Origin of the sequence: Streptomyces sp. NBC_00654 (genome assembly GCF_026341775.1) — a bacterium.
Classification (GTDB): Bacteria; Actinomycetota; Actinomycetes; order Streptomycetales; family Streptomycetaceae; genus Streptomyces.
In genome coordinates this window covers 2,538,555-2,558,939 of the sequence record NZ_JAPEOB010000001.1, presented here as the reverse complement: position 1 = coordinate 2,558,939, position 20,385 = coordinate 2,538,555, and the positions used below count along the sequence as shown (strand labels likewise).

The 20,385-nt window shown below is 69.6% G+C and carries 19 protein-coding genes; 3 read left to right on the top strand and 16 right to left on the bottom strand.

The window, feature by feature from the left end; genetic code table 11:
* Positions 1-5: 5 nt before the first annotated feature.
* The 3 genes from OHA98_RS11020 to OHA98_RS11010 all read right to left on the bottom strand — a co-directional run bounded on the left by OHA98_RS11020 (position 6) and on the right by OHA98_RS11010 (position 4,093).
* Entirely contained in the window at positions 6-2,054 is a 2,049-nt protein-coding gene (locus OHA98_RS11020; protein WP_266924722.1) for an APC family permease, read from the bottom strand.
* Between the two features lie 119 nt (positions 2,055-2,173).
* Entirely contained in the window at positions 2,174-3,253 is a 1,080-nt protein-coding gene (locus OHA98_RS11015; protein WP_266924721.1) for a 1-aminocyclopropane-1-carboxylate deaminase, read from the bottom strand.
* Between the two features lie 165 nt (positions 3,254-3,418).
* Positions 3,419-4,093, bottom strand: coding sequence for a GntR family transcriptional regulator (locus tag OHA98_RS11010; protein WP_266924720.1), 675 nt, complete (start codon positions 4,091-4,093; stop codon positions 3,419-3,421).
* 322 nt (positions 4,094-4,415) lie between these two features.
* On the opposite strand from OHA98_RS11010, the gene OHA98_RS11005 reads away from it, so the two are divergent.
* Both OHA98_RS11005 and OHA98_RS11000 read left to right on the top strand, forming a co-directional pair.
* Positions 4,416-5,084 (top strand): TrkA family potassium uptake protein, encoded by a 669-nt coding sequence (locus tag OHA98_RS11005; protein ID WP_266924719.1) that lies wholly within the window; start codon positions 4,416-4,418, stop codon positions 5,082-5,084.
* Positions 5,084-5,761 (top strand): TrkA family potassium uptake protein, encoded by a 678-nt coding sequence (locus OHA98_RS11000; RefSeq protein ID WP_266924718.1) that lies wholly within the window; start codon positions 5,084-5,086, stop codon positions 5,759-5,761. The genes OHA98_RS11005 and OHA98_RS11000 overlap by 1 nt, the downstream gene beginning before the upstream one ends.
* Before the next feature lie 191 nt (positions 5,762-5,952).
* On the opposite strand, the gene OHA98_RS10995 is transcribed toward OHA98_RS11000, so the two are convergent.
* From OHA98_RS10995 to OHA98_RS10940, 12 genes are all read right to left on the bottom strand, one after another.
* Positions 5,953-6,711: a DUF3159 domain-containing protein gene (locus OHA98_RS10995; protein ID WP_266924717.1), complete on the bottom strand. Its 759-nt coding sequence runs from the start codon at positions 6,709-6,711 to the stop codon at positions 5,953-5,955.
* A gap of 3 nt (positions 6,712-6,714) precedes the next feature.
* Positions 6,715-7,131, bottom strand: coding sequence for an OB-fold nucleic acid binding domain-containing protein (locus OHA98_RS10990; RefSeq protein ID WP_266924716.1), 417 nt, complete (start codon positions 7,129-7,131; stop codon positions 6,715-6,717).
* Between the two features lie 99 nt (positions 7,132-7,230).
* Positions 7,231-7,923, bottom strand: a complete 693-nt coding sequence (locus OHA98_RS10985; RefSeq protein WP_266924715.1) for a response regulator — start codon at positions 7,921-7,923, stop codon at positions 7,231-7,233.
* A gap of 77 nt (positions 7,924-8,000) precedes the next feature.
* Positions 8,001-10,544 (bottom strand): sensor histidine kinase KdpD, encoded by a 2,544-nt coding sequence (locus OHA98_RS10980; RefSeq protein ID WP_266924714.1) that lies wholly within the window; start codon positions 10,542-10,544, stop codon positions 8,001-8,003.
* A gap of 326 nt (positions 10,545-10,870) precedes the next feature.
* The gene (locus tag OHA98_RS10975; RefSeq protein WP_266924712.1) at positions 10,871-11,608 is read right to left on the bottom strand and encodes an ABC transporter ATP-binding protein; all 738 of its coding nucleotides are present in this window, start codon (positions 11,606-11,608) and stop codon (positions 10,871-10,873) included.
* Between the two features lie 288 nt (positions 11,609-11,896).
* Complete coding sequence (locus OHA98_RS10970; protein ID WP_266924710.1) at positions 11,897-12,565, bottom strand: potassium-transporting ATPase subunit C; 669 nt, start codon at positions 12,563-12,565, stop codon at positions 11,897-11,899.
* A gap of 6 nt (positions 12,566-12,571) precedes the next feature.
* Positions 12,572-14,725 (bottom strand): potassium-transporting ATPase subunit KdpB, encoded by a 2,154-nt coding sequence (gene kdpB, locus OHA98_RS10965; RefSeq protein ID WP_266924708.1) that lies wholly within the window; start codon positions 14,723-14,725, stop codon positions 12,572-12,574.
* The gene (kdpA, locus tag OHA98_RS10960; RefSeq protein WP_266924706.1) at positions 14,722-16,386 is read right to left on the bottom strand and encodes a potassium-transporting ATPase subunit KdpA; all 1,665 of its coding nucleotides are present in this window, start codon (positions 16,384-16,386) and stop codon (positions 14,722-14,724) included. The genes kdpB and kdpA overlap by 4 nt, the downstream gene beginning before the upstream one ends.
* 7 nt (positions 16,387-16,393) lie before the next feature.
* Positions 16,394-16,483 carry a K(+)-transporting ATPase subunit F gene (gene kdpF, locus OHA98_RS10955; protein WP_037777601.1) on the bottom strand — a complete coding sequence of 30 codons (90 nt, stop codon included), beginning with the start codon at positions 16,481-16,483 and terminating at the stop codon, positions 16,394-16,396.
* 470 nt (positions 16,484-16,953) lie between these two features.
* Positions 16,954-17,727, bottom strand: coding sequence for a DUF3710 domain-containing protein (locus OHA98_RS10950; RefSeq protein ID WP_266924704.1), 774 nt, complete (start codon positions 17,725-17,727; stop codon positions 16,954-16,956).
* A 1-nt stretch (position 17,728) separates the two neighbouring features.
* The gene (gene dut / locus OHA98_RS10945) at positions 17,729-18,256 is read right to left on the bottom strand and encodes a dUTP diphosphatase (RefSeq protein WP_266924702.1); all 528 of its coding nucleotides are present in this window, start codon (positions 18,254-18,256) and stop codon (positions 17,729-17,731) included.
* The gene (locus OHA98_RS10940) at positions 18,256-18,840 is read right to left on the bottom strand and encodes a PaaI family thioesterase (protein WP_266924700.1); all 585 of its coding nucleotides are present in this window, start codon (positions 18,838-18,840) and stop codon (positions 18,256-18,258) included. Before OHA98_RS10940 ends, dut begins: the two co-directional genes overlap by 1 nt.
* A gap of 58 nt (positions 18,841-18,898) precedes the next feature.
* On the opposite strand from OHA98_RS10940, the gene OHA98_RS10935 reads away from it, so the two are divergent.
* Positions 18,899-19,357: a DUF3093 domain-containing protein gene (locus OHA98_RS10935; RefSeq protein ID WP_266924699.1), complete on the top strand. Its 459-nt coding sequence runs from the start codon at positions 18,899-18,901 to the stop codon at positions 19,355-19,357.
* A gap of 81 nt (positions 19,358-19,438) precedes the next feature.
* On the opposite strand, the gene OHA98_RS10930 is transcribed toward OHA98_RS10935, so the two are convergent.
* Entirely contained in the window at positions 19,439-20,383 is a 945-nt protein-coding gene (locus tag OHA98_RS10930) for a hypothetical protein (protein ID WP_266924697.1), read from the bottom strand.
* Positions 20,384-20,385 lie beyond the last annotated feature (2 nt).

The window sequence follows — 20,385 nt, the reverse complement described above, 5'->3', positions numbered from 1 at the left end:
GGGCGTCAGCCCCTGTTGCTGGGCTCCTTCTGCCGGCGTTCCACCGGCCCCCGCCGCACCGAACCCGGCGCGCTCCACTCCGCGCGCTTCCTCGCCCGCTTCTTCGCGGCCTCGGAGGACTCCAGCTGGTACGGCACGGAGGTCACCATCACCCCGGGGGTGAACAGCAGCCGGCCCTTGAGGCGCAGCGCGCTCTGGTTGTGCAGCAGGTGCTCGTACCAGTGCCCGACGACGTACTCCGGGATGTAGACACTGACCACGTCACGCGGGCTCTCCCGGCGCAGGCCCTTCACGTACTCGATGACCGGGCGGGTCACTTCGCGGTACGGCGAGTCGAGGATCTTCAGCGGTACGTTGATGCCGCGCCGCTCCCAGTCCTCCTTGAGCGCCTTCGTCTCAGCGGCGTCGACGCTGATGGACAGCGCCTCCAGGTGGTCGGTGCGCATCAGCTTGGCGTACGCCAGGGCCCGCAGCGTGGGGCGGTGGAGCTTGGAGACCAGCACGATCGAGTGGACCCGGGACGGCCGGACGCTCTCGTCCGAGGGGGTCTCGTCGGCGGCGATCTCCTCGGCGACCCGGTCGTAGTGCCTGCGGATCGCGCTCATCGTCCCGTAGAAGATCACCATGCCGAGCAGGGCGACCCAGGCGCCGTGGGTGAACTTGGTGGCCAGGACGACCACGAGCACCAGGCCGGTGAAGAAGGCGCCGAAGGTGTTGATCGCACGGGAGCGCATCATGCGGCGCCGCTTGGCCGGGTCCTTCTCGGTACGCAGATGGCGGTTCCAGTGCCGGACCATGCCGGTCTGGCTGAGGGTGAAGGAGACGAAGACCCCGACGATGTAGAGCTGGATGAGGCGTGTGGAGTCGGCCCCGTAGACCCAGACCAGCAGGATGGCGGCGCCCGCCAGCAGCACGATGCCGTTGGAGAAGGCGAGCCGGTCCCCGCGGGTGTGCAGCTGGCGCGGCAGATAGCGGTCCTGCGCCAGGATCGAGCCGAGCAGCGGGAACCCGTTGTACGCGGTGTTGGCCGCCAGGAACAGGACCAGCGCGGTGGCGGCGGCGAGGATGATGAAGAAGAACGAGCCGTCGCCGAAGACGGCAGCCGCGACCTGGGAGATCACCGGGTCCTGGACGAAGCTCTCACCGACGGCCGCGCCGTTGTGGATCAGGTCCTTCGCCGGGTTCTCGGCCATCTTCACATCGGTGGCCATGGCCAGCCCGATGATGCCGCAGAACATGGTGACGGCCAGCAGGCCCATCGCGGCCAGGGTGGTCGCGGCGTTCTTGCTCTTGGGCTTGCGGAAGGCGGGGACACCGTTGCTGATCGCCTCGACCCCGGTGAGGGCCGCACAGCCGGAGGAGAACGCGCGCAGCAGCAGGAAGACCAGGGCGAAGCCGGCCAGCCCCTCGCGTTCGGGCCTGATCTCGTAGTCCGAGGTGGGGGCATGCATCGTGTCGCCGAGGACCAGCCCCCGGAACGCGCCCCAGAAGATCATGATGAAGACGCCCGCCACGAAGAGGTACGTGGGAATGGCGAACAGCTTCCCCGACTCCTTGACGCCCCGCAGGTTCATCAGGGTCAGCAGCACGATGGCGGCGATGGCGCAGAGCGTCTTGTGCTCGACGACGAACGGGATCGCGGAACCCAGGTTCTCCACGCCCGAGGAGATGGACACGGCGACGGTCAGGACGTAGTCGACCAGCAGCGCACTGGCGACGGTCAGCCCCGCCTTGGGGCCGAGGTTGGTGTTGGCGACCTCGTAGTCACCGCCACCACTCGGGTACGCGTGCACGTTCTGCCGGTACGAGGCGACGACGGTGAACATCAGCACCACGACGGCGACCGCGATCCACGGGCTGAAGTGATACGCCGACACGCCCGCGATGGACAGCACCAGGAGGACTTCTCCCGGTGCGTACGCCACCGAGGACAGCGGGTCGGATGCGAAGACGGGGAGCGCGATGCGTTTGGGGAGGAGCGTTTCTCCCAGCTTGTCGCTGCGCAGCGCCCGGCCGATCAGGATCCGTTTGGGCACGTCGGTCAGTTTGGACACGCAGAGGATCGTAAGCGCTGGGCAGCGGGGTCACCGCCGCCCAAACGCCGTGGCCTCGCATTCTCCTGCGATCAGCGGAAAAGCTCACACATTCCTTAACGCAATCCTTGCGCCTGCCCCTACGAGAACAACGCGCTGTAACCGTTCAGTGCCGGCTGGCCGCCCAGATGGGCGTACAGCACGGTCGACTCACGGCCGATCTCACCGCGCGCGACGAGGTCGGCCATGCCCGCCATCGACTTCCCCTCGTACACCGGGTCGGTGACCATGCCCTCGGTCCGCGCGGCCAGCCGCATCGCGTCGAGCGTGGCCTCGTCGGGGATGCCGTACGTACCGGCGTGGTACCGCTCGTCCAGCTCGATGTCGTCCACGGTCAGCTCCCGCCGTACACCGATGCGAGCAGCGGTGGCGCGGGCGATCCTGGCGATCTGCTCGCGGGTACGGGCCGGCTCGGCGGAGGCGTCGATGCCCAGCACACGACGGGGGCGGCCGCCCGCTTCCTGGACGGCGGCGAATCCGGCGACCATGCCCGCCTGGGTGGAACCGGTGACCGAACAGACCACGACCGTGTCGAAGAAGACGCCCAGCGCGCGTTCCTGCTCCACGACCTCGTACGCCCAGTTGGCGAAGCCGAGTCCGCCCAGCGGGTGGTCGGAGGCACCGGCCGGAATGGCGTACGGGCGGCCGCCGCCTTCCTCGACCTCACGCAGCGCCTGCTCCCAGCTGTCCTTGACGCCTATCCCGAATCCGGCGCGGACCAGACGGATGTCCGCTCCGGCGAGCCGGCTGATCAGGATGTTGCCGACCTTGTCGTAGACGGCGTCGGGCCACTCGACCCAGCTCTCCTGGATGAGTACGCACTTCAGGCCGGCGCGGGCGGCGACCGCGGCCACCTGGCGGGTGTGGTTGGACTGGACTCCGCCGATCGAGACAAGGGTGTCGCAGCCCTTGGCCAGCGCGTCGGCCACGAGGTATTCGAGCTTGCGCGTCTTGTTGCCGCCGTAGGCGATCGGGGAGTTGCAGTCTTCTCGCTTGGCCCAGAGGTCGGCGCCGCCGAGGTGCTCGGTGAGCCGTTCCAGCCGGTGCGTCGGCGAGGGGCCGAAGAGGAGCGGGTAGCGGTGGGGAGCGGAGAGTGCCTCGGGGAGGACGGGGGCGGGGGTGGAGGTGGGCGTGGGAGTGGGGGTGGGGGCTGTGGTCACGGGGGCTCCTGAAGGTGAGGTAAGGGGTCCGGTCGTTCATGGAGTACGTGAGGTGCTTGGGGTGCTTGGAGTACGTGAGGTGCTTGGCGTGCTTGGGGTGCGGGCGGAGGCCGGCCGGCTCGGTGCCATTCCCGAAGGCCCGGAGCGCTCGAATGTTCTCGCCGCTCACACCTCCGGGGCCGTGGCGTTCTCCTCCTCGTCCGCGAGCCCTTCCAGCGCGCTCCAGATGTCCGCGGTGATCCGCGCCGCCGCCTCCGCGTCGCCCTCCGCGCAGGCGTCGATGAGGCGGTCGTGGAGTTCCGCCGAGCCGTGCGCCGCGTCCGCCGTGCCGAACTGACGCCACTCCAGCCGGCGGATCAGCGGGGTGTAGCGCTCGATGGTGGCGGCGACCGCGCGGTTGCCGCAGGCGGTGACGAGGGTGTCGTGGAGTTCGTCGTCCGCGCGCAGCGCGGCCGCGACATCACCCCCGCGGGTCGCCGCCCGGAACCGCTCGTTCGCCTCGCGCATCGCCGCGATGTCCCGCTCCGTGAGCCGCGGCACCGCACCGCGCGCCGCCAGCTCCTGCATGGCCTGTACGACGGCGGCGGCATCCCGGACATCGCGCGGGACGAGCCTCGTCACCCTCGTATAGCTCTGCGGCTTGCTCTCGACGAGCCCCTCCCCCACCAGCCGGGACAGCGCATCGCGGACCGGCGCTCGGGAGAGTCCGAGCCGTTCGGCGAGGTCGGCGTCGCGGACGGCGGCTCCGGGTGGGATGTCCCCGCGGACGATGGCGTCGCGGATCGCTTCGTACGCGGTGTCCCGCAGCAGCGTCCGCCGGACCGGGCGAAGGGTCTCCATGAACTGACATGTTAGATGTCTGTTCGTCCGTACGGAAGGGTGCGCACGGCGACACGTGCGGGCGGCGGGACTCCGGGGAGGCCAACGGTCCGGGGCAGTCGCGCTCCGATCGTGGACACCCGTCCCCTTTGCCTCCCCTTTGCCGGAGCGTCCCGCCGAACGCACACTCGGATGAGGCAAAGGATTCAAGGCCGCATAAGCTCATCCCGGGGCAACGCCGAAGGTGGTTGCCCCGTTGTTTGCCCGGCAAGCTGAGAGAGAAGTGTGAGCAGGGTGTTTTCGCAGGTCAGCCGGACGACCAGGACTGCGAGGTAGGCGCAAGGTGCACATCGTCATCATGGGCTGCGGACGAGTCGGAGCCGCGCTCGCGCAGACTCTGGAGCAGCAGGGGCACACGGTCGCGGTGATCGACCAGGACCCCACGGCGTTCCGCCGCCTCGGGTCCGGATTCGGCGGCCGTCGGGTCACCGGGGTCGGTTTCGACCAGGACACCCTCCGCGAGGCGGGCATCGAGGAGGCCGGGGCCTTCGCCGCGGTGAGCAGCGGCGACAACTCGAACATCATCGCCGCCCGGGTGGCCCGCGAGATGTTCGGCATCGAGAACGTCGCCGCCCGGATCTACGACCCCCGGCGTGCCGAGGTCTATCAGCGTCTCGGCATTCCCACCGTGGCCACGGTCCGCTGGACGGCGGACCAGATGCTGCGGCGGCTGCTGCCCTCGGGCGCCGAGCCGCTGTGGCGCGACCCGAGCGGTGGTGTGCAGCTCGCCGAGGTGCACACGACGCCGTCCTGGATCGGCCACAAGATCAGCACGCTCCAGGAGGAGACCGGCGTCCGCGTGGCGTTCATCACCCGTTTGGGTGAGGCGATCCTGCCGTCGTCGCAGACCGTGCTGCAGGAGGGCGACCTGGTCCACGTGATGATGCGTACGGACGAGATCGCCAAGGTCGAAGAGGCCTTTGCCGAGGGTCCTGAGGAAGGCGGTCACTGATGCGCGTGTCGATTGCCGGGGCCGGAGCGGTGGGCCGTTCCATCGCGGCCGAGCTGCTGGAGAACGGGCACGAGGTGCTGCTGATCGACAAGGCACCGACCGCCATCTCGGTGGAACGGGTCCCGATGGCCGAGTGGCTTCTCGCGGACGCCTGTGAGATCACCTCGCTGGACGAGGCCGCCCTGCAGCGGTGCAACGTCGTCATCGCCGCGACCGGCGACGACAAGGTCAACCTGGTCGTCTCGCTGCTCGCGAAGACCGAGTACGGGGTGCCGCGCGTCGTCGCCCGGGTCAACAACCCGAAGAACGAGTGGCTGTTCAACGAGTCCTGGGGCGTCGATGTCGCGGTCTCCACACCGCGCCTGATGTCGGCCCTGGTCGAGGAGGCGGTGAGCGTCGGTGATCTGGTCCGGCTGCTGCGCTTCAGCCACGGCGACGCCAACCTGGTCGAGCTGACGCTGCCGCCGGAGTCGGCGCTGGCCGGCACCTCGGTCGGGGACGTGGCGTGGCCGGAGGACACCTCTCTGGTCACCATCATCCGCGGTACGCGGGTGCTGACGCCGAGCACCGAGGAGACTCTGGAGGCCGGTGACGAGCTGCTGTTCGTGGCCGCCCAGGCGCGCGAGGAGCAGTTGGAGGACCTGCTGTCGGTCCGCCGGGGCCCCGAGGACGACTGAGCAGGAGCCTCTCGGAGCTGTCGGAGCTGTCGGAGCTGTCGGAGCTGTCGGAGCTGTCGGCGTCATACACCGCAGACACGTCGGTGTCGTACAACCGCAGACAGCCGTGCACCCGCAGACAGATGGGGAGGGGCCCGGAACCGTGAGTCACGGTTCCGGGCCCCTTCCCGTGTATCTGCGGGTGATGCCGGTCAGGCCTCGTGGCGCGGAGCTGCCGCCGCCTGCTCCTTGCGTGCCTTCTCGGCCTGCTCCTCCGCCTCCATCTCGGCGAAGACGTCAATGGGAGGCGGCGCCTTGGCGAGGAAGACCCAGGTCAGATACACCGCGAGCAGGAACGGCGGGATCTTCAGCGCGACGAGCACCCAGCCCAGCTGGGTGGTGTCGGCCCACCAGTAGAGCGGGAAGAGGATCGCGCACTTGGCCAGCAGGATCAGCCCCCAGGCGTAGCTGGCCTTGGCGTACGCCGTCTTGCGGCCGGGGTTCCTGGTACGCCAGGAGAGGTTCTCCTTGAAGACCGGGCCCAGGATCAGGCCGATCAGCGGCACTCCGGCGAGGGTCGTGATGAGGTAGGCCAGCGCCAGACCGAGCGTGTAGATCATGCCCGGCAGGTAGAAGTCCTTGGCGTTGCCCGTCATCATCGCGAAGACCACACCGAAGGCCACGCCGAAGACGCCGCTGAACGCGTGCTTGACGGTGTCCTTACGGAGCAGCCGCACGGCGACCAGCGCGAGGGACACGACCAGGGCGGCGATGGCCGAGGTGTGCAGGTTCTTGTTGATGGTGAAGATCGTGACGAAGAGCAGCCCGGGAAGGACTGTCTCCACCATGCCGCGCACGCCGCCGAAGGCCTCGAAGAGTGCGGCCTCGGTGACCGCCTTCGCTTCTGCTTCCTGCTGTTCGGTGCGGTGGGTCTGGTCCGTTTCGGACGTCGGCTTGTCGAGAGACGTCACCGGCTACTCCTTGCCGAGCGGTCGGAGTTCGTATTTGGGGTTGAACAGCACCCGGCGCCCGTGGCTCATGGCGATGCGGCCCGAGGCGATGAGTCTGCGGCCGGGCTCGATGCCGACGATGGAGCGCCGGCCCAGCCAGACCACGTCCAGCGGCGCGGTCCCGTCGAAGAGCTCCGCCTCCAGTGCGGGCACTCCGGCCCGCGGACGCAGGGTGACGGTCCGCAACGTACCAGCCACCTTCACGATCTGGCGGTCCGAGCATTCGGAGATGCGTGTGCACCCCGACGCCTGCGTGTCCTCCTGCAGCTCCTCGGACTCCAGGTCCTGCTGGGAGCTGGACAGCCGGTCGAGCATGCGGCGGAAGCGGCCGGAAGGCTTCTCCGCCTTCCCACCCTTCTCGAATCGAGGAACAGCACTCATACCCGAAGGGTACCGGTCCCCTGTGCTACGGGCGGGGGCCAGGGAGGATCACTCGAAAGGGTTGCCCGGACGAACGCCGCAGGTTGTCGGGCCCGGCTGTCAGCCGCGTTCGAAGCGGTAGCCCATGCCCGGCTCGGTGACGAAGTGCCGGGGGTGCGAAGGATCGGCTTCCAGCTTCCGGCGCAGCTGGGCCATGTAGACCCGCAGGTAGTTGGTCTCGGTGCCGTACGAGGGACCCCACACCTCCTGGAGCAGCTGCTTCTGGCTGACCAGCCGGCCGCTGTTGCGGACGAGGACCTCCAGCAGGTGCCATTCGGTCGGGGTCAGCCGTACGTCGCGGCCCTCGCGATGGACCTTCTTCGCCGCCAGGTCGACCGTGAATCCCTCGGTCTCGATGGTCACGACATCGTCGGCTCCGCCCTGGCCGACCGGTTCGGCCCGGCGTACGGAGGCGCGCAGACGGGCCAGCAGCTCGTCCATGCCGAACGGCTTGGTGACGTAGTCGTCGGCCCCGGCGTCCAGCGCCTCGACCTTCTCGTCGGAGGTGTGACGGGCCGAGAGCACCAGGATCGGTACCCGGGTCCAGCCGCGCAGCCCCTTGATCACCTCTACGCCGTCCATGTCGGGCAGCCCGAGGTCCAGGACGACGACATCGGGGTGGCGGGCTGCGGCGAGCTGGAGGGCGGTCGCCCCGTCGGGCGCCGCGTCCACCTCGTACTTGCGCGCCTTCAGGTTGATCACGAGGGCGCGTACGATCTGCGGCTCGTCGTCGACCACAAGCACCCGGGTCATCGCGGACCTGCCTTTCTGCTGTACGGAGAGTGTGTGCTGTACGGGGGTGGGGCTGCCGTCACGCGAGGGGATCCGCGTCACGAGGTGACCCGGGCGGGCAGGTCGGGGCTGGCGGCAACGTATCCCGGTGCCGCCTTCAGGGTGAGCACCATGGTCAGTCCGCCGCCGGGGGTGTCCTCGGCGTCGAGCGTGCCGCCCATGGACTCCACGAAACCGCGGGCGACGGCGAGCCCGAGGCCGACGCCGGCACCGCGCGGGGCGTCACCGTACCGCTGGAAGGGCTCGAAGATACGCTCCTTGCCCTCGTCGGGGACACCGCGGCCGCGGTCGACGACCCGCAGTTCGACCCGTTCGCCGAGCGCGCTGGCGGCCACGGCGACGGGCTGCCCGTCGGGGCTGTACTTGACGGCGTTCTCGACGATGTTGGCGACGGCCCGCTCCAGCAGCCCCGGGTCGACGGCGACCATCGGCAGCGTCTCGGGGATGTCCAGGTCGACGCTGCCCTCGGGGACACCGCCCAGGGCCATCGGCACGACCTCGTCGAGATCGATCTCGCGGATCAGCGGGGTGACGGTTCCGGTCTGGAGGCGGGACATGTCCAGCAGGTTGCCGACCAGGTGGTCGAGGCGGTCGGCACCGTCCTCGATGCCTTCGAGGAGCTCGGCCTCGTCCTCGTCGGACCAGGCGACGTCATCGGAGCGCAGGGAGCTGACGGCGGCCTTGATGGCGGCCAGCGGGGTACGCAGGTCATGGCTGACGGCGGCGAGCAGAGCGGTCCTGATCCGGTTCCCCTCGGCGAGCCTGCGGGCCTCCTCGGCCTCCCAGACCAGGCGCTGGCGGTCCAGGACTACGGCGGCCTGGGCGGCGAACGCGCCGAGCACCCGCCGGTCCTCGGCCGGCAGCACCCGTCCGGAGAGCGCCAGCGCCATGTGGTCACCGACGGGCATGTCCACATCGGCGTCGTCGGGGCGGACGGCCGGAGCCGGACCGACGGACCCGGCGCAGGTCCACGGGTCGACGTCGCTCTTGCGCTCCAGCAGGGCGACGGATTCCATGGCGAAGGTCTCGCGGACCCGGTCCAGGAGGGCGTCCAGGGTGGTCTCTCCGCGCAGGACGCTGCCCGCGAGGAAGGAGAGGATCTCCGATTCGGCGCGCAGCCGGGCCGCCTGGTGGGTACGGCGGGCCGCCAGATCCACCACCGAGGCGACCGCCACCGCCACCGCGAAGAAGATCACGATGGCGACGAAGTTCTCCGGGTCCTGCACGGTCAGCGTGTGCGTGGGCGGGGTGAACCAGTAGTTCAGGAGCATCGAGCCGACGGCGGCCGAGGCGAGGGCGGGCCGCAGCCCGCCGAGCAGGGCCGCGGAGACCGTCAGGAAGAGGAAGAGCAGGACGTCGTTGGCGAGTCCCGGGCCGTTCTCCAGGCTGGTGAGGAGCAGGGAGAGAAGTGCGGGTCCCCCGACGCCGACGATCCATCCCCAGATGATGCGGGCGCGGCCGAGGCGGGCACCGCGGGCGATGGGCAGGCCGCGCCCCTTGGCGACCTCCTCGTGCGTGACGATGTGGACATCGAGGTCGGGGCCGGACTCGCGCGCGACGGTGGCGCCGACGCCGGGGCCGTAGATGTACTGCCAGGTCTTGCGGCGGCTGGAGCCGAGCACGATCTGGGTGGCGTTGACCCCGCGGGCGAATTCGAGGAGGGCCGCGGGTATGTCGTCGCCGATGACGTGGTGGAACGTTCCGCCGAGATCCTCGACCAGGGTGCGCTGGACGGCGAGCTCCTTGGGGGACGCCGCGGTCAGCCCGTCGCTGCGCGCGATGTACACCGCCAGGATCTCGCTCCCCGAGCCCTTCGCCGCCATCCGGGAGGCGCGCCGTATCAGCGTCCGGCCCTCGGGGCCGCCCGTCAGCCCGACGACGATGCGCTCGCGGGCCTGCCAGGTGGTGCGAATGTTGTGTTCGCCGCGGTACTGCTGGAGGTATTCGTCGACCCGGTCGGCGACCCAGAGCAGGGCCAGCTCGCGCAGGGCGGTGAGGTTGCCGGGACGGAAGTAGTTCGACAGGGCCGCGTCGAGCTTGTCCGGTTTGTAGATGTTGCCGTGGGCCATCCGCCGCCGGAGGGCCTGTGGCGACATGTCGACAAGCTCGATCTGGTCGGCCCGCCGGACGACCTCGTCGGGCACGGTCTCCCGCTGCCGCACACCGGTGATGGACTCGACCACATCGCCCAGCGACTCCAGATGCTGGATGTTCACCGTCGATATGACGTCGATCCCCGCACGCAGCAGCTCCTCCACGTCCTGCCACCGCTTCGCGTTGCGCGAACCGGGAACATTCGTGTGGGCCAGCTCGTCCACCAGAGCGACCGCCGGGGCCCGCTCCAGCACGGCATCGACGTCCATCTCGGTGAAGACCGCCGAGCGGTACTCGATCTCGCTGCGCCGGACCTGCTCCAGACCGTGGAGCATCACCTCCGTGCGCGGCCGGTCGTGGTGCTCCACGAACGCGACGACGCAGTCGGTGCCCCGCTCCACCCGCCGATGTGCCTCGGACAGCATCGCGTAGGTCTTGCCCACACCGGGTGCCGCACCCAGATATATCCGAAGCTTGCCGCGCGCCATGGCCCCATTGTCTTCTCGAATCCGGCTTCGTCTCTCGTCAGCCGGTGGCGGCCTGTGCGGCAACCGCTGTCGACGCTACTCCGAGGATTTCGGACATGTAGGACCGAGAGTGGGGGCGGAGGGCGTATTGACGGAATTCTGATGCCCGGCCGGTAGCCGGCCGGGCACGGAACGGAGCCCCTGACGTGGAGTGGAACGCCGCGTGGTGTCCTTGCGCGTGCGGCACGGCCTTCCTGCCCGCGCGGCGCGGTCGTCCTGCCCGCGCCGCACGGTCTTCCTTCGCGTGTCTTCCCGCGCGTGCTCGGTCTTCCGCGCGGCTCGGCCTCCTACGCGTGCTCGACGATGTGCCCGTCGCTCAGCTCCAGGACCCGGTCGGCGAAGCCGAGCAGCTGCGGGTCGTGGGTGGCCACCAGGGCCGTGACGTTCTCGCTGCGGACGACCGCGCGCAGCAGCTCCATGACCGCGAGCCCCGTCTCCGCGTCGAGCTGCCCGGTGGGTTCGTCGGCGATCAGGAGGGCGGGCCGGTTGGCCAGCGCCCTGGCGATGGCGACGCGCTGCTGCTGCCCCCCGGAGAGCTCTCCGGGGCGCTGCTGGGTGTGGTCGCCGAGGCCGACCAGGGAGAGCAGCAGTGCCACTCGCTCCTCGCGCTCGGCGGGGTCGGCCCTGCGCAGCCGCATCGGTACGCCGACGTTCTCGGCGGCGGTCAGGATGGGGATCAGGCCGAACGACTGGAAGATGAAGCCGATCCGGTCGCGGCGCAGATCGAGCAGCCCGTCCTCCCCCAGATCGGAGAGGTCGGTGCCGTCGACCGTGATCCGGCCGCTGTCGGCCGAGTCCAGGCCGCCGACCAGGTTGAGCAGCGTCGTCTTGCCGGAGCCGGAGCGGCCCTTGAGCGCGACCAGTTCACCGCGCGGGATCTCGAACGAGACGCCGCGCAGCGCGTGTACGGCGGCGGAGCCGGTCCCGTACGAGCGGTGCAGGTCCTCGACGCGCACCATGGGCCCGCGGGCCGGGTCCTCGGCGACGGCCGTGCTGCTGTGTCCGCCGGTGCTGCTTTCGGTCATGTCTCTCCCCGTGCGTACGCGTGTTCACCGCCGTCAGTATGTGCATGAGGCACACGGCCGGGCAATGGCCAGTTCTCGGGAGGCCGGACGGATCGCCCCGAGGCACACCCCTCACAGCGGCCGCAGTGGCGCCGCACAGCCGCCGGTCCGGACCCGGGGGCGGGACCCGGACCGGGCCCGCCCGTAGCCGCCGTGCCCGCCCCACCGTGGACCGCCCCGTGGTTCACGGGGAGTCCTCGCGGCGGGCGGGCACGGCGGCTCGCGGCAGGCGTCGGGCATTCGGCCTGGTCAGGCGCCCTTCACCAGTTCACGGAGTGCGATGTTGAGTTGGAGGACGTTGACGCGGGGTTCGCCCATGAATCCGAGGACGCGGCCGTCGGTGTGTTCCTTGACGAGTTTCTGGACCTGGTTGATGTCGAGGTGGTTGTTCTGGGCGACGCGGCGGGTCTGGAGTTGGGCGTAGGCGGGTGAGATGTGGGGGTCGAGGCCGGAGCCGGAGGAGGTGACGGCGTCGGCCGGCACGTCGTCGGGGTCGATCGTGTGTCCGGGGACGGAGTTGTCCTTGACGACGGCGGCCTTGGCGGCGGTGACCCAGTCGATGAGTTCCTCGTTGTCGCCGGAGCGGTTGGTGGCGCCGGAGAGGATCAGTTCGTACTGGGTGTTGACGCTGTTGGTGCCCAGGCCGTTGGAGGGGCGGGGCTGGAACCAGTCGAGGTCGGGTGCGGGGGTTTCCTGTCCGTCCTTGAGGGGGAGGTCGTAGCGCTGGCCGATGAGGGAGGAGCCGACGACCTTGCCGTCCGCGGTGATCTCGGAGCCGTTGGCCTTGCCGGGGAGGAGGGCCTGGGCGGCGCCGGTGACGGCGAGGGGGTAGAGGACGCCGCAGACCAGGGTGAGGACGAGGAGGGCGCGCAGTGCGGCCCCGAGGAGCCGGGTCGTGTTTCCTGCGGAGTTGTTCATGGCGGTTCAGCCGATTCCGGGGATGAGGGAGAGGAGCAGGTCGATGATCTTGATGCCGATGAACGGGGCGATCAGTCCGCCGAGTCCGTAGATCCCGAGGTTGCGGCGGAGCATGCTGTCGGCGCTGGAGGGCCGGTAGCTGACGCCCTTCAGGGCGAGCGGGACGAGCGCGATGATGATCAGGGCGTTGAAGATCACGGCGGACAGGATCGCGGACCTCGGGGAGGAGAGGTCCATGATGTTGAGCTTGTCCAGGCCCGGGTGGACGACGGCGAACATGGCCGGGATGATCGCGAAGTACTTCGCGACGTCGTTGGCGATGGAGAACGTGGTGAGCGCGCCGCGGGTGATCAGGAGCTGTTTCCCGATCTCGACGATCTCGATGAGTTTGGTGGGGTTGGAGTCGAGGTCCACCATGTTCCCGGCCTCCTTCGCGGCCGAGGTCCCGGTGTTCATCGCGACGCCGACGTCGGCCTGGGCGAGGGCGGGGGCGTCGTTCGTCCCGTCGCCGGTCATCGCGACGAGTTTCCCGCCGGCCTGTTCCCGTTTGATGAGGGCCATCTTGTCCTCGGGGGTGGCCTCGGCGAGGAAGTCGTCGACCCCCGCCTCCTGGGCGATCGCCTTCGCGGTCAGCGGGTTGTCACCCGTGATCATGACCGTCCTGATGCCCATCCGCCGCAGCTCGTCGAACCGCTCCCTCATCCCCTCCTTGACGACGTCCTTCAGGTGGATGACACCCAGGACCCGGGCACCCCGGTCGTCGTGGACGGCCACCAGAAGTGGTGTCCCGCCTGCTTCGGAGATGGTGTCGGCCAGCCGGCCGGCGTCCTCGGAGACCGTGCCGCCCTGGTCACGGACCCAGGCGAGCACCGATCCCGATGCCCCTTTACGGGTCCTGCGCGCGGTGCCGTCCTCGGTGAGGTCGACCCCGGACATCCGGGTCTGGGCAGTGAACACCACCCATTCGGCGTGGGCGAGTTCGCCCTGGTGGCGTTCGCGGAGCCCGTACTTCTCCTTGGCGAGGACGACGACGGAGCGGCCCTCGGGGGTTTCGTCGGCCAGGGAGGAGAGCTGGGCGGCGTCGGCGAGTTCGGCCTCCGTGACCCCCTTGACCGGGACGAACTCGGCGGCCTGCCGGTTGCCCAGGGTGATCGTGCCGGTCTTGTCGAGGAGGAGGGTCGACACATCGCCGGCCGCCTCGACCGCCCGCCCGGACATCGCGAGGACATTGCGCTGGACCAGGCGGTCCATGCCCGCGATCCCGATGGCGGAGAGCAGCGCACCGATCGTGGTCGGGATGAGGCAGACCAGCAGCGCGGCCAGCACGATCATCGACTGCTCGCTGCCCGCGTAGATCGCGAACGGCTGGAGTGTCACCACGGCCAGCAGGAACACGATGGTGAGCGAGGCCAACAGGATGTTGAGGGCGATCTCGTTGGGCGTCTTCTGCCGGGCCGCGCCCTCGACCAGGGCGATCATCCGGTCGATGAACGTCTCACCGGGTTTGGTGGTGATCTTCACGACGATCCGGTCGGAGAGGACCTTCGTGCCGCCGGTCACCGCGCTGCGGTCGCCGCCGGACTCCCGGATGACGGGGGCCGACTCGCCCGTGATCGCGGACTCGTCGACACTCGCGACACCCTCGACGACGTCCCCGTCACCGGGAATGATGTCACCGGCCTCGCACACCACCAGATCACCGATACGCAGCTCGGTCCCCGGGACCCGCTCCTCGTTCTTCCCGATGACCCGCCGGGCGACCGTGTCGGTCTTCGCCCGGCGCAGCGTGTCGGCCTGCGCCTTCCCACGCCCCTCCGCGACCGCCTCGGCCAGATTCGCGAACACGGTGGTGAGCCACAGCCACACGGTGATCGCCCAGCCGAACCAGTCCGTCGGGTCCAGCACCGCGAGCACGGTCGTCAGCACCGACCCGATCAGCACGACGAACATCACCGGGGACTTCACCATCACCCGGGGATCCAGCTTCCGCACCGCGTCGGGGAACGACCTGAGCAACTGCCCGGGGTCGAACAGACCCCCGCCGACACGCCCTTCGGACCGGTGCCCGGTCGGCACGTCGCTGTGGGGCGCACGGTCCGGACCGGCGTTGATGGTGGACATGGAGCCGTGCTCCTCGGGCTTCTTCACATGGATGTTCATGACGCCAGCCCCTCGGCGAGCGGACCCAGCGCCAGGGCCGGGAAGTAGGTCAGTCCGGTGATGATCAGGATCGTGCCGACCAGCAGACCGCTGAACATCGGCTTCTGCGTGCCGAGCGTCCCCACGGTTGCCGGGACGGGTTTCTGCTCGGCCAGTGACCCGGCCAGGGCCAGGACGAACACCATCGGCAGGAACCGGCCCAGCAGCATCGCGATCCCGATCGTGCTGTTGAACCACTGCGTGTCCGCGTTCAGCCCGGCGAACGCCGAACCGTTGTTGTTCGCACCCGAGGTATAGGCGTACAGGATCTCCGAGAAACCGTGCGCCCCCGAGTTCGTCATCGAATTTCCCGGTGTCGGCAGCGCCATCGCCACGGCGGTGAAGCACAGCACCAGCGCCGGAGTGATCAGGATGTAACAGGCCGCCAGCTTGATCTGACGCGTGCCGATCTTCTTGCCCAGATACTCCGGCGTACGGCCGACCATCAGACCCGCGATGAACACCGCGATGACCGCCATGATCAGCATGCCGTAAAGGCCGGAACCCACACCACCGGGCGCGATCTCACCCAGCTGCATTCCCAGCATCGTGATCCCGCCGCCGAACCCCGTGTACGAGGAATGGAACGAGTTCACCGCACCCGTCGACGTCAGCGTCGTCGCGACCGCGAAGAGCGAGGAGCCGCCGATACCGAACCGGTTCTCCTTGCCCTCCATCGCCCCGCCGGCAATATCGAACGCCGGCCCGTTGTGGGCGAACTCCGTCCACATCATCAGGCCGCTGAAACCCAGCCAGATGACACCCATCGCGGCAAGGATCGCGTACCCCTGCTTCACACTCCCGACCATCCTGCCGAACGTCCGCGTCAACGCGAACGGGATCACCAGGATCAGGAAGATCTCGAAAAGATTGGACACCGGGCTGGGGTTCTCGAACGGGTGCGCCGAGTTCGCGTTGAAGTAACCGCCCCCGTTCGTCCCCAGCTCCTTGATGACCTCCTGCGAAGCCACCGCCCCGCCGTTCCACTCCTGCGACCCGCCCATGAACTGACCGACCTCATGAATGCCGGAGAAGTTCTGGATCGCACCGCAGGCGACCAGCACCAGAGCACCCACCACCGCGATCGGGACCAGGATGCGCACAACACCCCGCACCAGATCGGACCAGAAATTGCCCAGCTCACCCGTCCGGGCACGGGCGAAGCCCCGCACGAGCGCCACCGCGACGGCCATACCGACCGCCGCCGACACGAAGTTCTGCACCGCCAGACCACCGGTCTGCACGACGTGGCCCATGGCCTGCTCGCCGTAGTACGACTGCCAGTTGGTATTCGCGACGAACGACGCCGCCGTATTGAACGCCTGATCCGGATCGATCGACGAGAAACCCAGCGAACCGGGCAACACCCCCTGCACCCGCTGCAACAGATACAGGAAGAGAACACTCACAGCCGAGAACGCCAGAACTCCGCGCAGATACGCGGGCCAACGCATTTCGGTAGTGGGATCGGCACCAATCGCCTTGTATACCCACTTCTCCACCCGCAGATGCTTCGGAGAGGAATACACACGGGCCATGTGGTCACCGAGCGGACGGTACGCCAGACCCAGCGCCACAACGAGCGCGAGCAACTGGAGCACACCAGCAAGGACGGGGCTCATTTCGGGCTCAGAACCTCTCCGGGTAAAGAAGGGCGAGGACGAGATAGCCCAGCAGGGCAACGGCCACGACCAGACCGACAACATTCTCGGCAGTCACAGCTTCGCCACCCCCCGCGCGACCAGAGCCACCAACGCGAACACCGCGATCATGGTGACGACGAAGGCCACATCGGCCATCGTGAGCTCCTAGATGAGGTACGGATTTTCGGACCTCTTGAGCAAACATCCGCCGAGGGCCCTCGCCGCCCGCGTTGATGCCTTCCTTACGGGAAGGAGCACGCCCTTGATGCCGCTCATACGTGCCCGATACGCGCCCCATACGCGCGCCGCTCGCGCACGGCGCGGCCGCACGGATCCGGCACGGCCGTACCCCGGCCGAAACCCGCCCCAGGCCCAGCGGGAGCGCGGCGAAAGCGGTACAGGAGCGCGACAGGACACCAGGGCGCGGCAGAGGCAGGGGGCAGGAGCAGAGGCAGGGGGGCAGGAGCAGGAGCAGAGAAAAGGCCGGTGGGCCGCACCCGGAAAAGGGGTGCGGCCCACCGGCCGGTGTCTGCTGCGAGCGCTTCTCTAGCGGACCTCGGTGATCTCGGGTCCACGCTGGAGCTGGCCCATACCGCCGGAGAACTTCGAGTTCTCCTGCTCCTCCTGCTGGACGCCCTCGGGCACCATCTGGGCGTCGTTGGGGAGCTTGAGGACGATGGGGTCGCGCGGGGCCATCGGGCCCTCCCCGCGGACGACCACGGTGTCCCGGAAGATCGTCTCCAGCAGCCCGGCGGCCTCCGGCTGCACGGCGCCCTGGCCGGAGATCACACCGCGCAGGAACCAGCGGGGTCCGTCGACGCCGACGAAGCGCACCAGCTGCACACCGTTCGTCCCGTCCGGGAGCTGTACGGGGACCTGGGCGCGCAGCTCCCAGCCCAGCGGGCCCTCGACCTCGTCGATGATCCCGCCCTGCTGGGTGATGCCCGAGGCGATCTCCTCGCGGACCTCGCCCCAGATGCCCTCCTTCTTGGGGGCGGCGAAGGCCTGCAGCTGGACCGCGCTGTCGCGCAGGACGACGGTGGCGGCGACGATCGCGTCCCCGGCCACCTCGACCCGCAGCTCCATGCCCTCGACACCGGGGACGAAGATGCCGCCCAGGTCGACCCGGCCCTCGCCGGGCTGGGAGACCTCCTCGATGTCCCACGGCCCGTCCGGCCTGGGGGCCGGCGGAAGGTTCGTCCGGCGAGCACCGGTCGTGGCCTCATCGGCACCGTCGAGCTCGTCGGCGACCTGTCCGGCCTCGCGCGCTTCGTCCGCCGTGTCCTCGGCGGAACCACTCTTCTTGCGACGTCCGAACACGTCAATGTCCTTCCCGGTCGGATACGACCGATGCGTAGCTGTTCCCACCGTGGGTGATGTCGCCCCTGACGCCGTCCACAGCGGCGTGACCGCCGGTGGACCCGAAGCCCCCTTCGGCCCGCGCCGATCCGGGAAGCTCCGCCACCTCGTGGAAGCGCACCTTCTCGACCTGCTGGACGACCAGTTGGGCAATCCGGTCGAAGCGCTCGAACCGCACCGTCTCGCGCGGGTCGAGATTGACCACGATCACCTTGATCTCCCCACGGTACCCGGCATCAACCGTCCCTGGGGCATTCACCAGAGCTACTCCGCAGCGGGCCGCGAGGCCCGAGCGGGGGTGGACGAACGCGGCGTACCCGTCGGGCAGGGCGATCGACACTCCGGTGGGCAGCACGGTCCGCTCACCGGGGGCGAGCTCCGCCGCCTCGGTGGTGACCAGATCGGCCCCCGCGTCGCCCGGATGTCCGTACGACGGAAGGGGCACGTCCGGGTCCACCCGGCGGATGAGTACGTCGACGGGGTGCCGCATCAGGGGTTCACCTCGAAGGCCCGTACGCGCTTGACCTGGTCGGGGTCGTCCATCGCCGCGCGGATCTCGGCCGGGCGGCCGTTCTCGATGAAGTGGTCGACCTTGACCTCGATGAACAGGGCGTCGGCACGGACCGCGACGGGCCCGTCCGGGCCGCCGATCCGGCCGGTGGCGCTGGAGTAGATCTTCCGGCCGTGCACGGCGGTGATCCGCGCGTCGAGGTGCAGCACGGTGTCCACCGGGACCGGCCGCACGAAGTCGGTCTCCAGCCGCCCGGTCACCGCGATCACCCGCAGGAGCCAGTTCAGCGAGCCGAGGGTCTCGTCCAGCGCCGTGGCCAGGACGCCGCCGTGCGCGAGGCCAGGAGCTCCCTGGTGGGCGGCCTGCACGGTGAACTCGGCGGTCACGCTCACACCGTCGCCGGCCCGTGCCTGGAGGTGCAGGCCGTGCGGCTGTCCCCCGCCGCAGCCGAAACAGTGTTCGTAGTGCGCGCCGAGGAGCTCGCCGGGGGCGGGCGCGTCGGGGTGCCGGACCGGCGCCACCGCGTCGGCCGGGGGTGTCAGAGCTGCAGATGTTCCACTCACAGGCGCAGACCTTACCCGCGCGGACTGTCCCGGGTCGCGCCGTGCCAAGCTTGGTTTCATGCAGCCTTCCGCACCGCCCTTCGACGAACGTCTCACCGCTCCCCGTTCCTGGTGGTTCATCGCCTTCGGCGTCGGCATCGCCTGTGCGCTGATGCTCCTGCCGCTCGGCACCCTGCCCCTGCTCGGCGGTCTGGTCGGCGGCACCGCCGCCACGGCGGTCGTGATGAGTTCGTACGGTTCCGTACGGATCCGCGTGGTGGCGGGCGCCCTGGTCGCGGGCGACGCCCGGATCCCGCTGTCGGCGCTCGGCGAACCCGAGGTGCTGGACGCGGAGGAGGCGCGCGCCTGGCGCACGCACAAGGCGGACGCGCGGGCTTTCATGCTGCTGCGCAGCTATGTCCCGACGGCTGTGCGGGTGGAGGTCACGGACCCGGCCGACCCGACTCCGTACGTGTACGTCTCCACCCGGGACCCGCGCGGTCTGGCGGCGGCGCTCACGGCGGTACGGACGGCCTGAGCGCCCTTCCCCGGGGACTGGTCCTCAATCTCCTCGGGGCTTCGGGGCACTGGTCCTCGATCTCCTCGGGGCTTCGGGGGCCTAGCCCTCGATCTCCTTGGGCAGCACGGCCGGGATCGCGGGCTGCTCCAGAGGGGGCAGCTCGGTGAGCCGGTCCCAGGTGACCTGTTCCTTGCGCAGGTCGTTCCTGACCCGCTCGGCGAGCTTCCTGGTGTCGCGGCGGTTCATCACGGCACCGACCGCGGCGCCGATCATGAACGGAATCAGGTTCGGCAGATCGCGTGCCATGCGCTTCATGATCTGCTGGCGCAGCTCGCGCTTCATCTGGCCGCCCAGCGCCGCGTTGAGTGTGGTGGGCCGGGAGACGTCGATGCCGCGCTCCTCCGTCCAGGACGTGAGGTAAGCGGTGGAGCGCTGGGCGAGATTGCCCTGTGGGCGCCTGCCGTAGACCTCATGGAGCTCGGCGACGAGCTTCATCTCGATCGCGGCGACGCCGGTGATCTCCGCGGCCAGCTCGGCCAGCATGGCGGGCGGTACGGGCAGCATGGCCGCCGCCCCGATGCCCGCGCCGACGGTCGCGGTGGCCCTGCTGGCGCCCGCGATGAGTTTGTCCGCGAGCTCCTCGGGACCCAGGCCCGGGAATTGTCCGCGCAGGGTGGCGAGGTCGCGCACCGGAACGCGGGGAGCCGTGTCGATGATCCGGTCGGCCAGCATGCCGGCCGCGGCCCTGGCGCTCTCCCCGCCCTTTCGTACGCCCCGTTTCAGTGTGTTCAGACGGCCTGCCCCGGTCTTGGGCTCCGTCGTTCCGGCCTGCTCGCCGCTGTCCGGCGCCCCTGCCGCCCCTGCCGCTTCGAGCGAGGCCGAACGGCCCCGCTCGTCGTCGGAGGTGCCGGAAGGGTCCGGCAGGGCGGCGGAACGCTCGGCAGACGCGTGAACGCCTTCTGCCGGGCCTGTGCCGCCCTGTTCCGTCTCCGGACCGTGCCCGCGCCTCAAGCGCCGCTTCCGGAACGGTGTGTCGCCTGCCACGG

Excerpts from the sequence above, each read along its gene's own strand:
- kdpB (WP_266924708.1), bottom strand. The coding sequence starts at position 14,725 with ATGAACATCCATGTGAAGAAGCCCGAGGAGCACGGCTCCATGTCCACC.
- OHA98_RS10985 (WP_266924715.1), bottom strand. The coding sequence starts at position 7,923 with ATGACCCGGGTGCTTGTGGTCGACGACGAGCCGCAGATCGTACGCGCC.
- OHA98_RS10975 (WP_266924712.1), bottom strand. The coding sequence starts at position 11,608 with ATGACCGAAAGCAGCACCGGCGGACACAGCAGCACGGCCGTCGCCGAG.
- OHA98_RS10980 (WP_266924714.1), bottom strand. The coding sequence starts at position 10,544 with ATGGCGCGCGGCAAGCTTCGGATATATCTGGGTGCGGCACCCGGTGTG.
- OHA98_RS10990 (WP_266924716.1), bottom strand. The coding sequence starts at position 7,131 with ATGAGTGCTGTTCCTCGATTCGAGAAGGGTGGGAAGGCGGAGAAGCCT.
- OHA98_RS10935 (WP_266924699.1), top strand. The coding sequence starts at position 18,899 with ATGCAGCCTTCCGCACCGCCCTTCGACGAACGTCTCACCGCTCCCCGT.
- kdpA (WP_266924706.1), bottom strand. The coding sequence starts at position 16,386 with ATGAGCCCCGTCCTTGCTGGTGTGCTCCAGTTGCTCGCGCTCGTTGTG.
- dut (WP_266924702.1), bottom strand. The coding sequence starts at position 18,256 with ATGCGGCACCCCGTCGACGTACTCATCCGCCGGGTGGACCCGGACGTG.
- OHA98_RS11010 (WP_266924720.1), bottom strand. The coding sequence starts at position 4,093 with ATGGAGACCCTTCGCCCGGTCCGGCGGACGCTGCTGCGGGACACCGCG.
- OHA98_RS10970 (WP_266924710.1), bottom strand. The coding sequence starts at position 12,565 with ATGAACAACTCCGCAGGAAACACGACCCGGCTCCTCGGGGCCGCACTG.
- OHA98_RS11000 (WP_266924718.1), top strand. The coding sequence starts at position 5,084 with ATGCGCGTGTCGATTGCCGGGGCCGGAGCGGTGGGCCGTTCCATCGCG.